Origin of the sequence: Lentibacillus halophilus (assembly GCF_039522485.1) — a bacterium.
GTDB classification, from domain to species: Bacteria; Bacillota; Bacilli; order Bacillales; family Amphibacillaceae; genus Lentibacillus; species Lentibacillus halophilus.
Map to the genome: position 1 here is coordinate 7,081 of NZ_BAAADM010000055.1, position 13,023 is coordinate 20,103.

Genomic DNA, 13,023 nt, shown 5'->3' on the forward strand with positions numbered 1-13,023 from the left:
TAACAGCAATGGTCTCATGGGAGCGTTTGTTATCCTGTAAATACGAGACACACGCTTTGCCCATTTCCTGTTTAACCCACGCCTGTTCATCGCTATTTCCCGGAACAATGACAACCCTCTCCAGCTGTAATGTTTCCTCCAGCTGTTTTTCAAAGGTATCCAGCCCCATCGCTTCATGCATGAAGGACGCGAGTTGATTAATCACTATTTTTCCCTCTTTGGTCAGTTGCATTCCTTTTGATGTAACGGTCACCAAGCCTTGTTTGGACAGGACATCCAATTCCCCGCGAATATGCCGTTCCGTGTCGTTGGTATTTTCGGCAAGCGCCCGTCTTCCAATCGGCTCCAGGAGTTCAATGTTCTGCAAAATAACGTAGCGCTGCTGCATAACGTCCAGCAAATCAGGGTATAATTTTTTCTGCAAATCCATGATTTCTTTCATATAAAAACTCCTCATTTGGACATATTTCGTCCCGGACCAATAAAAACCATCCCACGCAGATCAAAAAAAGAGAAAAGTGATGTTTCCCCATTATTTTACCATACCATCTGCTTTATACAAACGTTTTGCATCAGTTGGCCGTTGATTCCTGCAAAACGTGATCGAGCACGTCATAACTGATGGCTTCGTATGCAAATGTCCGCCCTTCTATTTCCACGACAGGAATGACCATCTGATACGCTTCCAACCATTCATCACACGTTTCAATGTCTCTCACCTCTACGTCGAATGGATGGACGCGTTGCAATAGATCCAGTATGGCTTCCACTTCATCGCATAATGGGCAGTGGGCTTTCGTGTAAAACAGGATGCGTCGCATTCGGGATTCTCCTTATTTTCGTTTTGTTGATGACGGCAGGCCCAGTTGTTCCCGATATTTCACAACGGTGCGCCGCGCCACTGTGATTCCGAATTCCTCGTACAGCCGTTCCTTAATCGTCTGATCAGAAAGCGGTTTTTGCTTATTTTCGCCGTTAATGAGTTCACCGATTAATTGTTTAATTACAAACGATGCTGTTTGTTGCCCATTGGTTTGTTTAACACCGGACTGCAGGAAAAACTTCAACGGTATGACGCCTTGTTTCGTCTGGATGTATTTATTCATAATGGCCCGGCTTATGGTGGAAACATGCATATCCAATGCCTCAGCAAGATCCTTAAGTGTTAATGGTTGCATCATCATGGCACCATGCGAAAAGTAACGCTGCTGTTTCCGGACAATCGTCTTAATTACCCGTTCCAACGTGTTTCCGCGAAACTGGACAGCTTGTTGCAACCATTGAAGCTGTTCGTGCTTCTCTTTCAAAAACTTTCTGGCATCCGCATCATCCGGCCGGAAGTCTTTATATGCGTCACTGATTTCAATCGTCGGTGCATGCCATTTATAAAATGACACATACCATGTCCCATCGTCTTCATAGATGTGCGCTTCCGGAATGATATGTTCCGTTTTTTGGGCTGATAAAAGATGGCCAGGCTTGGGATGACAGGCTTGAATGTGCCGCAGGACGCTCTCAGCCTCCGCTTCCGTTAATCGAAAATGGGAGCTTATCGCTGATATGTCCTCATCAGCCAGCCATTCCAGATGGTCCTCCAGCAGTTCCTCCAGAAACGACCATTCCTCACCCATCTGCAAGAGAATGCATTCCTTGAGCGAGCGCGCACCTATACCTGCCGGTTCGAGCGACTGCACCCACCGCAAAGCTTCTTCTGCCTGCAAGATAGGAATCGAACACGCTTCAGCCCATGTGTCCATATCCATTTCCAAATAGCCATCGTCATTCAGCGAATCGATGCCATACAAAACAGCCGAGCGCAAATCATCGGGGACATCAATGGTGTACAGCTGATGTTTCAACTGCTCATGCATCGACGTTTCCGCCTGATTGATTTCCCCGATGGCTGGCTGTGTGTCTCCGGCTTGTGTGAAGCTTCTCAGGTCATCATCATAACTAATATCGTCAATTAAAGGATTTTCTTTCGCCATTTCTTGAATGTATTCAACGACTTCCATCCCTGTTAATTGCAGAAGCTGGATAGATTGGATAAGCGACTGATTCATTTTCAGCTGTAATTTCTGTTCCTGAACGATTGTCGGCCGCATACTACCTCCCCCATCTATCCTGATTACGTTCAGTATGCCACAAAATTGACAAAAACGCACGTGTCCCCACTCAGTCATTCGTGACATATATCACACCAAATCCAACCAGACAGGAATACAATAATAGTAGACAAATAAAAGCGGGTGGTCAACATGCTTTGGGATATCCGTCAGATCATCGTGTTTCTTCATATACTATTAGCTATCACGTGGGTCGGCGGCGTGTTCTTTATCGGATGGGGCGTTGTTCCCGCCATTCGAAAAGAAGCTTACACGGATCAACGCCGTTTTCTGCTCGCTCTCATGCAATGGTCCCATTCATTATTAACAGGAGCAGGAGGTGGGGTGATTGCAACTGGGATCCTACTCGGCACCGTTTTCGGTCCGATCAGCCGTTGGAACGACATTTGGCACACCTATTTTGGAACTATATGGATGATGGCGCTTGTTGTCGGTATCCTGACACTGTTTTGGGGTGTGTGGATTGGATTCCGATATTCCATCGGCGTATTGTCGGATGCCGCTTTATGGGAAGCAGCGGATAACGGCGACACAACGCCACTGTTCAGGGCATTAGCAAAAGCTGCTTTGCTTGAATCCGTTGAAGTAGCTGGGTTTGTCACTCTGATTGTATTAATGGTTTTTCTATAATAAAGGGGGTTGATCCTATGATGTCTTCCGCTGTGAATGATAATCAGCCAATCTATTATTACCGTGCATCATGGCTCCAGCTTTTACGTCCAATGACCCTGACCGGAACAGTAACACCCATACTTGCGGGAACCGGTATCGCTGCAGCCAATGGGACGATACAGCCAGATCTATTTCTGGCTATGCTCGCAGCCGCTTTGCTTGTTCAGTCGGCAACCAACCTATTTAACGATTACTATGACTTTTTGCATGGGCAGGACAAACCAAAATGGACGACCGACATCGTTCACGCGAAAGGCCCTTCCCATCATGCTGTATTATATATAGGTGTTGCCATGCTCGTGATAGCGATGAGCATTGGTGGTTGGCTCGCCACCCAAAGCACATGGTGGATTCTCCCGGTCGGTATGGCAGGAATACTGTTTGGCTATCTATATTCCGCAGGTCCCCGCCCCTTATGTTCCATTGGACTCGGGGAAACGGTCGCCTTTACCTTTCTCGGACCGGTTGTTACGATTTTAAGCTATGTTGTTCAAGGCAATCGGATGGATGTGCCGATTATCGCCATATCATTACCATTTGCCTGGCTGATTGCATCCATGATTCTCACCAATAATATACGGGATATTGAAAAAGACGGCCCATTCCGCCGAACACTTGCAACGATTCTTGGTCGTGCAAGAGCTGTCCGTTTACTGATGGTGGTGTTGGTTCTTCCATATGTAACGGTCATTATCTTGATGACAGCCGGTTTTCTGCCTGTATCTTCAACCATCGTCCTGTGCGCAACCCCGCTGGCCATCAAACTGCTTTGGTCATTCCGGAGCCATGCGGAAAGAACGGATGAACGTTCCGGCATGAAATGGGCAGCATGGCACCACTGGGCATTCGGCCTGTTGATGGTAATAGGAATTTGGGTATAGCGTTAAAATCACTTAAAAATAAATAAAAAAGCAAGGCGCCCGCATGAATGGGATCCTTGCTTTTTATTAGGTAGTGCGCCCGGGAGGACTTGAACCCCCGACCCCTGGTACCGGAAACCAGTGCTCTGTCCAACTGAGCTACGAGCGCATGTTTATGTGATTTCGACACAATGAATATTGTAACGCTTTGAGCTTGTTTTTACAAGTGTTTTTTATGATTTATATGACTCAATCGTTATTTACGGTCGTTGACATATGATGCCCCACCATCATTAATGCTTTGGTACCCTGCAAACAGCTTGAAACAACAGGCACCATTGAGGTACGATCGCAGTACGGTAACCTAATCCAAAAATACATACGTCTTCAGTTACAGGTTTATTTTCGTATTTACAGGGAATGATGTTTTTGGTGAATTTTTTAACGGGGATAGACTTCTTTTCATTTGACCTTTTTTGACCTATTAGGTATGATAAACATGTAAGTTACATGGATGAATTTGAGAAACAAGGAGGAAAAACGTATGAATCTGATACCAACAGTTATTGAACAAACAAACCGCGGAGAACGTGCCTATGATATTTACTCACGCCTTCTGAAAGACCGTATCATTATGCTTGGAAGCGGCATCGACGATAATGTCGCCAACTCCATTGTCGCACAGCTTCTCTTTTTGGAAGCGGAAGATCCTGATAAGGACATCTCCCTTTACATTAATTCACCGGGCGGCTCAATCACTTCCGGCATGGCTATTTATGACACCATGCAGTTTATTAAATCGGACGTGTCCACCATCTGCACCGGAATGGCCGCATCCATGGGCGCGTTTTTGCTGGCAGCCGGTGAAAAAGGCAAACGGTTTGCCCTGCCGAACAGTGAAGTTATGATTCACCAGCCACTCGGCGGTACGCAAGGTCAGGCATCGGATATTGAGATCCATGCACGCCGTATTATCGAAATGCGCGAAAAAATGAACCGAATCCTATCTGAGCGCACAGGCCAGCCAATGGAAGTTGTTGAACGGGATACAGACCGCGATAATTTCATGTCAGCTGAAGCGTCCAAAGAATACGGCTTGATTGATAAGGTGCTCGAACGAAACACGAATGAAAGCTGAACAGCATGAAACATCCGGGCTGCATGGATTACCGTGCAGCCCTTTACTTTGCCTGATGGAACCAACGTTGGACATCAACACCAGGATCACATATTTGAGACAAATGCCATCAGCCTTTGCATGGCCTCCTCTTCATCCGTACCATCTGCAATGAGAGTGATCGTTTCCCCCGATGTAATGGCGAGACTCATTAACCCCATAATGCTTTTGGCATTCACCCGTTTTCCATCCTTTTCAATAAATAAATGAGACGTATAGCTGTTGGCATCTTGAACAAATTCAGCTGCAGGTCGTGCCTGCAACCCAGCATCAAGTCCAACCGTTATTGATTCTTCAACCAAAACCTTCATCCTCCTCTTTTTTGCAATCGATTACAGCATGTTTAAAAAAACAGCAGCCAATGAGTACGTGAACTGCTGAAAATAAATGATGATAGCAATTACTATTACTATTATTATAGCATACGCCAACGATCCATTCACTTTTGGAAACTGCTTCCTTTTTCTCTTAATGTCTCTGCAAAGTCATTGATTTTTTTCAGCCGATGATTGACACCGGATTTAGAAATTTTTCCAGTGCTCACCATCTCACCAAGTTCTTTTAACGATACATCCTGGTGTTGCACCCGGAGTGATGCAATTTCCTGAAGTTTTTCCGGCAACGCATCGAGTCCGACAGTGCTTTCAATGAAGTGAATGTTCTCCATTTGCCGGAATGCAGCACCGATTGTTTTGTTCAAATTAGCCGTTTCGCAATTAACAAGACGATTGACTGAATTACGCATATCCCGGACGATACGGACATCCTCAAATTTGAACAACGCATTGTGAGCACCAATGATGCTGAGAAACTCGGTTATTTTCTCCGCCTCTTTTAAATAGGCAATGTAGCCATTTTTTCGTTCGAGTTGCCGGGCACGGAGCTGAAAATCATTTAATAACCCTGTTAGGGCCTCATTATGTTCCTGATATGCGTTGAAAATTTCCAGATGATACGACGACGTCTCCGGATTATTAATCGATCCACCGGCTAAAAATGCCCCACGTAAATACGATTTGCGGCAGCAATCCTTTTCTAAATAAGCTGTGGGTATATCTCGCTTAAGTGTATTGGATTCGTTTAATATGCCTATATCCACCAGCAAATCTCGAGCTTTTTCCTTCATGCGGACAATATAGACATTGTTTTTTTTCAGTTTCATTTTTTTCCGAACAAGAAGTTCAACCGGAATATGGTACAGCGATTTAATCAGTGTGTAGATGCGCCGTGCAATCGCTGCGTTTTCCGTCTGTACATCAAGTGTATAAAACTGTCCGGACATGGAAATAACACCATTCATCCGAACAAGTGCTGCGAATTCCGCATATTGACAGCATATGTCCGATTCCATTCCGGTCAGTTCCTTTTTTATCTCAGAAGCAAATGACAATCCCGGCACCTCCCTTTGTCCATCAATTCCATTCGATCTAATTAATGATGGAATAAAGCAAATTCGCTACCTTTTCCGTATCATGCCGCAATGTCGTTTTGGATGGATTGATGATATCACCCTCAATGATTTCCAGCCCCATATCCACCAGTCGGTCTGTATCATAGACAACGGGAGAGGCATTTTCCTCGGCATAAACATTACGAACGCGTTGACTGATCGGTTCATTATGGACAACAATCGTATCAATGCATGACTCTCCGATATGATGACGGATGGCCTCAACATGGTCTGCCGCCGTATAACCTGTTGTCTCCCCAGCCTGTGTCATCACATTGCAGATATAAACAACGTTTCCTTTCGCGTGTTTTAATGCGCCAATCATTTGCGGGATGATCATATTCGGCAAGATACTTGTGTACAGGCTGCCCGGAGCCACCACGACCAAATCAGCATTCCTGACAGCTTCCACAGCGTTGGGAAGCGGCTGAACCGGCTCCGGACGCAAAAAAATGCGTTCGATTTTTTTGTTGGCAAGAGGAATGTTCGATTCACCTGAAACAATCGTGCCGTCTGTCATTCGTGCGTGCAAGGACATACTCTGGTTGGAAATGGGATAAATCGTCCCTTTTACATTCAACACTCGGGAAATTTCTTTAATCCCCGTGAAAAAATCACCCGTTAACGACGTCATTGCCGCCAGAAGAAGATTGCCCATGGAATGTCCGGTTAGCCCATTTCCCTCAGCAAACCGGTGCTGAAACAGATCCAAAAGCATTGGTTCTGCATCAGAAAGCGCTGCAATCACATTCCGGATATCACCGGGTGCCGGCATCCCCATCGTATGTCGCAACCGCCCCGTGCTCCCACCGTCATCCGCAACAGTCACCAGGGCCGTCAGATCAATCGGCAAATTCTTTAATCCACGCAGAAGAACAGGCATTCCCGTACCACCGCCAATGACAGTGATATTCGGTCTCTTTCCGCCGTTCATATTAATGGTCCTTTCTTTTATCCATATCACGGTGACTGACATGGGTGATATAGTTGGTGGCAAGCTGTTTGGCAAAGTATTCGGCAATAGCTACCGACCGATGCTGCCCACCCGTGCATCCAATTCCAACGACAAGCTGTGACTTGCCTTCTTTTTTATATTTCGGAAGCATGAACTGCAGCAAATCAAGCACCTTTTCATTAAACTTCTGTGTATCAACCCATTTAAAAACGTATGAGGAGACTTCTGAATTCAAGCCCGTCATGGGCTGCATATACGGCACATAATGCGGGTTTGGCAAAAACCGAACATCAAAAACCAAATCCGCATCGATCGGTATGCCGTATTTATAGCCAAATGACACCATATTCACCGAAAAGATCTCCTGTTTTCCTTCCATATATGTCCGAAGTATTTTATCCCGTAATTGTTTTGGCTTAAGCGTTGTTGTGTCAATAATTCGCTGCGCCCTGCCCCGCAATTCATCAAGAATGGTGCGTTCCTGTGTAATTCCCTCAAGGGGCAACCCTTCTGATGCAAGCGGGTGTGACCGCCTCGTTTCTTTATACCGTTTCACCAATGCCTCATCTTGTGCGTCCAAAAAAAGGATGTGTTCTCTCAGCCAGTTTTCTTCTTCCAATATGTCGAGAGCTTCAAACAGCGAATCAAAAAATTCTCTTCCGCGTAAATCCATGACAAGCGCCACTTTACGAATGTTATTCCGTGCATCTTTCATTAGTTCCAAAAACTTCGGCAGTAAAGCGGGCGGTAAATTGTCAACACAATAATAGCCGAGATCCTCAAAGCTTTGTATGGCTACGGTCTTGCCCGCCCCCGACATGCCTGTAATAATAACCAATTTCGTATCCTGTTCACTGTTCCACATAACAACGCTCCCCTTCATGACCGTGTGGGATCAAGACGCACATACAGCAGTTCATAATCCTCTGTGTAGGAAAACGATCCGTATAAAATGGATTCATCGGAAGACAACACATGGTCAAAAATCTTTCTGTCTCCTTCCGCCATCGGCACATCGTCAATGGCCTCCAGTGCCACCCACTCCAGTTCGCCTTCTTTGCAAAAGTGAGACATCACACCTTCTGGTTCAGAGTCAGTGAATGTGAACATCATCCATTCCTGCACCAGGTCGTTATGGCGGTAAATCATGAAAGTAAATACACCGACCAGTCTTGGGTCATGAAGCTGCAAATCGGTTTCTTCCTGAAATTCACGGATGGCGGATTCTTTAATGGTTTCACCCGGTTCCATTTTGCCCCCGGGAATAGCATACCAGCCTCGGCGCGGTTTTTTTATTAATAGAACGTTTCCATTCGATATGACTATGCAATTGGTTACACGCTGCATGACTGTTTCACTTCTTTCAGCTCAACGATCCAAACACTATACTTATTATACAATGAAAGGGATGCGCCCAACAAGCGTCACAAACGTCATTCATCCAACGCGGATATGAAACCAAAAAAAATGCAGGTGCATCATCACCTGCAGAAAACTAATTTATTATTAAAGGGGGTCAATTAGTAATTCCATTATAACGAATCATTGTTTCGTACGGGTTACAACAGAATTAAAATGTCATTACTTTTGATGACATATCTCAAGAAGTCGAACTGCGGTGACACCATGCTTTTGTACGTCAATCATCATGTCCCGCGTTCGATCCCCCCCCGTTACGGAACGTTTACGTTTGTGCTGCTTTTATTTCTTCCATCAGATCTTCAATATACTTCTGGGCTTCCTCTGCTGCAATGCTTCCGTCACCCGTAGCGGTCACAATTTGCCGGAGCGATTTCTCACGAATATCGCCTGCCGCAAACACGCCCGGTATGGATGTTTCCATATTTTCATTCGTGACGACATAACCTTCATCGTTCGTGATGCCCAACGACTCGAACGGCTCATTCAGCGGCAGCAAACCGATATAAATGAAAATTCCATCGATGGCGTGATCATACTCCTCACCGGTTTGATTATTAACCAATGTGGCACTTTCCACTTTGCCGCTCGGACCATTAATTTGTTTGGCTTCCGTATTCCAGATAAATTCTATTTTTTCATTGTCAAAAGCACGGTCCTGAAGAATTTTTTGCGCACGCAGTTTATCACGGCGATGCACGATGGTGACTTTATTGGCGAACCGTGTCAAATACATGCCTTCTTCAACGGCGGAGTCCCCACCGCCAATCACGATCAAGTCTTTTCCTTTAAAAAAGGCACCATCACAAACGGCGCAATACGAGACACCGCGTCCGCCCAACTCTTCTTCACCCGGAATACCGAGTTTCTTGTACTCAGCACCTGTTGCAATGATCAGTGTCCGTGTATGATACTGTTTCTTACCGGCATTAATCGTTTTATATTCTCCGTGATCATCAATGCTTTTAATATCGCCATAGGCATACTCAGCACCAAATTTCTCGGCATGCTCATATAATTTATTGGATAAATCCGGCCCCGAAATATAGTCAAAAGCGGGATAGTTTTCCACATCTTCTGTATCGGAAACCTGTCCTCCCGGGATTCCGCGTTCAAGCATCAGTGTATCCAAATCCGCACGCGATGCATAAACAGCGGCAGTCATACCCGCAGGACCGGCACCAGCAATAATAACATCATACATACGCTCTTCGGCCATGTTATCAGCCCTTTCTTCACTATTCTTGCCATCCATATTCATCGTAAAGCAAGACGACATTTTCGTCCACCTTAATGCTTACAACGTGAAACATCATTCAGCGGTGATTCCTTTCTCTTGTTTCAGTCGGAATCATTCCGCATCCCATGGACGTTTTTCGTCAGCGAGTTCGGGATGACGTTCACACCCTTTCTCCCATATGGAAAATGCTTTGGTCGGCTTCTCCAGTTGATAGGCTGCTGTGCTGTACCATTTATAATAAGACATGAGGTCCATCTGTTGATCATTGATACTCCGGAATCGTGTGTACGCCTCGTCATATTGTCCAGTTTGAGCAAATGTGACAGCTATTCGCAGTTTTTGTTGCTCCTGCACCGGATATACATTTCGCAACATGTTTATGTGATGTTGGCAGGCATCATGCTGTTGACGTGCATCATAAAACACCGCCAGATTGCCACGGGCGTGCAACGATTCGGGATCTTCTTCCAACCATGTTTGTTCCATGCCAAGAGCTTTTTCGCCATATCCCGCGAAAAATAGCGCATACGCATAATCATGCCGGACGTGGTCATCTTCCGGAAATAACGTTGACATGTCTTCAAGCAACGGCAATGCCTTGTCCCATTCTTGACGTTCCATATGATGACACACCATTTCATGATAAGTGAGCTGTTCGTCTTCCTGACCCGATTCCTCGTCATTTTCGTCTGAATCATCGTTGTCCACTAGGGCCATTAACTGTTCCGCATCTTCTCGCAATTCCCCATTCGGGTTTTTATTAATATATGATTCTGCATATTCTTTTGCATCATGCAACTGTCCCAAATGGGCGCAATTATTGGCAAGCAAATAATAACAATCAACATAACTGTCACCTGATGTTTCCAGCACATTCAACAGTATTTGATTAGCCGTATGATACGAGCCGGTTTCCGTATAAATAATTGATAACTGGCACTGATATAACGGATTATCCGGTTTTTCTTCTATTGCTTTCTGCAACCATTTTACCGCACGATCGAATTTATGCTTTTGAAATGCGTCGACGCCTTTCTTAAAATAAAAATCACCGTCCGGAATAAAGGGGACAATATTTTCCTTACCCTCACCTGGTGCAGGGTTATGATTTTGTTTCATGTCGGCACCCCCTATGTGTCAAAACTTGCCGTACAAAGTATACCATATATACAGGACGATTGACATACGGATGAAACATGACGTTTGTACAAGTGTCCATTCATTGAAGCATTCCCGCTCATTCAGCAGGGGTCACCGCCTCATGCAATAACTGATCAAGGTCATCTGTATACATTTGCGTCTGTCTTTCATCCCAATGCAATACATCGGCCATATAATTGATAACATCATCTTTATGAGCCCGGACGACATCAATGTCAAAAAACAGGGCTCCTGTCCGTCGCACAAAAAAGTCAGCCGGTTTATAAGCCATTTCATACTCCATTGAATAAATCAATTCCGCCAAAATAATGGAATCGATGCCAATTTCCTCAGCGTCCGTTTGTTTTTCCCGATACAGCGTGAAAATGGTATCCGCATTAGCGCCGTATCGCTGAATAAGCTGGGATGCTGTCTCTTCATGTATTCCCAGTGCTTTGGCCTCAGCCATTTTTCGTTCCATATAATGCCTAAAACCTGCTGAACCTCCGACGTCTCCGCCGCTTATCGGCAAATGCTCTGTTTCCGATTCCGAATACAGAATCCCTTCGTCTTCTTTAAACTGATTCACCACCACGTCAACGGCCTGTTCAGCCATTTTACGATATCCTGTCAATTTCCCTCCTGCCATGGAAATCAAGCCTGAATGCGAAATGAATATCTCGTCTTTGCGTGAGATGTCATCGGGATTATCTTTTCCTTCGTCGGCTATTAGCGGTCGCAGCCCGGCATAGCTTGAATCCATGTCATCGGCTGTCATATTGAGTGACGGGAACATGGCATTAATGACCTCCAATAAGTAATCCCGGTCCTCAACGGTCATCACCGGATGGGCTATATGTCCATCAAAGCTGGTGTCCGTCGTGCCTACATACGTTTTGTTACCGCGGGGAATTGCAAAAATCATCCGTCCATCCGGCGCGTCAAAATAAATCGCCTGCTGCAACGGAAACCGGCTCTTCGGAAAAATAAGATGAACCCCTTTTGTTAAATGAAGTGTTTTTCCTCGTTTGGAACCATCCATTTCACGAAGCTCATCCACCCATGGTCCACCTGCATTGATAACTTTCTTGGCGTGAATAGGCAGCTTCCGGCCGGTGATTACATCTTCCACTAACACACCAACTATTTTGCCGGACTGATAAATGAAATCAACCGCTTGGGCATAATTCACAGCATGTGCGCCTTTTTCGACGGCCTTTTTCATCACGTCCACCGTGAGCCGCGCATCATCGGTTTTGTATTCCACATAGTACCCAGCGCCCTGCAGCCCGTCTCTGTTCACAAGTGGCTCTTTGATCACCGCTTCTTCCGGCTTCAGCATTTGTCGTCGTTCGTCTTGTTTCACCCCTGCCAAAAAGTCATAGATACGCAACCCAATATTGGATGTCAGCGGGCCGAAGTTCCCTCCCTTATAAAACGGCAACATCATCCATTCAGGTGTCGTTACATGCGGTCCGTTTTCATAGACGATTGAGCGTTCTTTTCCGACTTCGGACACCGTTTTGACTTCCAACTGTTTTAAATAACGCAGCCCGCCATGAACAAGTTTGGTGGATCGGCTTGATGTGCCCGCTGCGAAATCCTGCATCTCCACAACGGCGGTATCAAACCCCCGAACTGTGGCATCAAGCGCAATACCGGCACCGGTAATGCCACCGCCAATGACGATGACATCGAACTGCGTGCCTTCCATTTCTTCAAAAATAGCATCTCTTTGATGACTGGAAAATACGGCCATCGTCCATTCACTCCTTGTTCTTGTACCGTTTATAACTTGAACAACGCACTGTTTATTCCCGATTAAAAAGAAACCGCGAAACAGGCCAATGACAAACGATCATCGGCTCTTTTGCGGTTTCCCCGTTTCTCCAACATAGGTTATTATGATTACACGACCGATGGCATGATTGACACTCAAACGCTTTGTTTCTCTTTTTACAGAGCCAATATCGTAAACCATTCA

At 45.5% G+C, this 13,023-nt stretch carries 14 protein-coding genes and 1 tRNA gene; 3 read left to right on the forward strand and 12 right to left on the reverse strand.

Translation table 11 applies throughout. The features are described from left to right. From ABDZ72_RS12825 to rpoN, 3 genes are all read right to left on the reverse strand, one after another. Nucleotides 1-442, reverse strand: a 442-nt coding sequence (locus ABDZ72_RS12825; RefSeq protein WP_343753778.1) for a sugar-binding domain-containing protein, incomplete at its 3' end; no start/stop codon positions are given. Between the two features lie 130 nt (nucleotides 443-572). Then, on the reverse strand, nucleotides 573-821 hold the full coding sequence (locus tag ABDZ72_RS12830) for a glutaredoxin family protein (protein ID WP_343753780.1): 249 nt from the start codon (nucleotides 819-821) through the stop codon (nucleotides 573-575). Between the two features lie 12 nt (nucleotides 822-833). Next, a complete protein-coding gene (rpoN, locus tag ABDZ72_RS12835; RefSeq protein WP_343753782.1) occupies nucleotides 834-2,105 on the reverse strand; it encodes an RNA polymerase factor sigma-54 in 1,272 nt (423 codons plus the stop codon). Nucleotides 2,106-2,258: 153 nt separating this feature from the next. On the opposite strand from rpoN, the gene ABDZ72_RS12840 reads away from it, so the two are divergent. Then, a complete protein-coding gene (locus ABDZ72_RS12840) occupies nucleotides 2,259-2,756 on the forward strand; it encodes a hypothetical protein (RefSeq protein WP_343753784.1) in 498 nt (165 codons plus the stop codon). Between the two features lie 17 nt (nucleotides 2,757-2,773). After that, nucleotides 2,774-3,679 carry a prenyltransferase gene (locus tag ABDZ72_RS12845; protein WP_343753786.1) on the forward strand — a complete coding sequence of 302 codons (906 nt, stop codon included), beginning with the start codon at nucleotides 2,774-2,776 and terminating at the stop codon, nucleotides 3,677-3,679. 74 nt (nucleotides 3,680-3,753) lie between these two features. On the opposite strand, the gene ABDZ72_RS12850 is transcribed toward ABDZ72_RS12845, so the two are convergent. Then, nucleotides 3,754-3,827, reverse strand: a tRNA-Arg gene (locus tag ABDZ72_RS12850). Between the two features lie 345 nt (nucleotides 3,828-4,172). On the opposite strand from ABDZ72_RS12850, the gene clpP reads away from it, so the two are divergent. Beyond that, nucleotides 4,173-4,796 (forward strand): ATP-dependent Clp endopeptidase proteolytic subunit ClpP, encoded by a 624-nt coding sequence (gene clpP / locus ABDZ72_RS12855; RefSeq protein ID WP_343753788.1) that lies wholly within the window; start codon nucleotides 4,173-4,175, stop codon nucleotides 4,794-4,796. Between the two features lie 86 nt (nucleotides 4,797-4,882). Here the strand turns inward: clpP and ABDZ72_RS12860 are convergent, their stop codons facing one another. From ABDZ72_RS12860 to ABDZ72_RS12895, 8 genes are all read right to left on the reverse strand, one after another. Beyond that, the gene (locus ABDZ72_RS12860) at nucleotides 4,883-5,137 is read right to left on the reverse strand and encodes an HPr family phosphocarrier protein (RefSeq protein WP_343753790.1); all 255 of its coding nucleotides are present in this window, start codon (nucleotides 5,135-5,137) and stop codon (nucleotides 4,883-4,885) included. A gap of 137 nt (nucleotides 5,138-5,274) precedes the next feature. Further along, the gene (gene whiA, locus ABDZ72_RS12865) at nucleotides 5,275-6,225 is read right to left on the reverse strand and encodes a DNA-binding protein WhiA (RefSeq protein ID WP_343753792.1); all 951 of its coding nucleotides are present in this window, start codon (nucleotides 6,223-6,225) and stop codon (nucleotides 5,275-5,277) included. A 37-nt stretch (nucleotides 6,226-6,262) separates the two neighbouring features. Beyond that, complete coding sequence (locus tag ABDZ72_RS12870; RefSeq protein WP_343753794.1) at nucleotides 6,263-7,219, reverse strand: gluconeogenesis factor YvcK family protein; 957 nt, start codon at nucleotides 7,217-7,219, stop codon at nucleotides 6,263-6,265. A 1-nt stretch (nucleotide 7,220) separates the two neighbouring features. Continuing rightward, nucleotides 7,221-8,105 carry an RNase adapter RapZ gene (gene rapZ, locus ABDZ72_RS12875; RefSeq protein WP_343753796.1) on the reverse strand — a complete coding sequence of 295 codons (885 nt, stop codon included), beginning with the start codon at nucleotides 8,103-8,105 and terminating at the stop codon, nucleotides 7,221-7,223. Between the two features lie 14 nt (nucleotides 8,106-8,119). Then, nucleotides 8,120-8,587, reverse strand: coding sequence for an NUDIX hydrolase (locus tag ABDZ72_RS12880; protein WP_343753798.1), 468 nt, complete (start codon nucleotides 8,585-8,587; stop codon nucleotides 8,120-8,122). A gap of 337 nt (nucleotides 8,588-8,924) precedes the next feature. Continuing rightward, nucleotides 8,925-9,878 (reverse strand): thioredoxin-disulfide reductase, encoded by a 954-nt coding sequence (trxB, locus tag ABDZ72_RS12885; protein WP_343754210.1) that lies wholly within the window; start codon nucleotides 9,876-9,878, stop codon nucleotides 8,925-8,927. 132 nt (nucleotides 9,879-10,010) lie between these two features. Further along, nucleotides 10,011-11,018 (reverse strand): tetratricopeptide repeat protein, encoded by a 1,008-nt coding sequence (locus ABDZ72_RS12890; RefSeq protein ID WP_343753801.1) that lies wholly within the window; start codon nucleotides 11,016-11,018, stop codon nucleotides 10,011-10,013. Nucleotides 11,019-11,136: 118 nt separating this feature from the next. After that, on the reverse strand, nucleotides 11,137-12,798 hold the full coding sequence (locus ABDZ72_RS12895; protein WP_343753803.1) for a glycerol-3-phosphate dehydrogenase/oxidase: 1,662 nt from the start codon (nucleotides 12,796-12,798) through the stop codon (nucleotides 11,137-11,139). Nucleotides 12,799-13,023 lie beyond the last annotated feature (225 nt).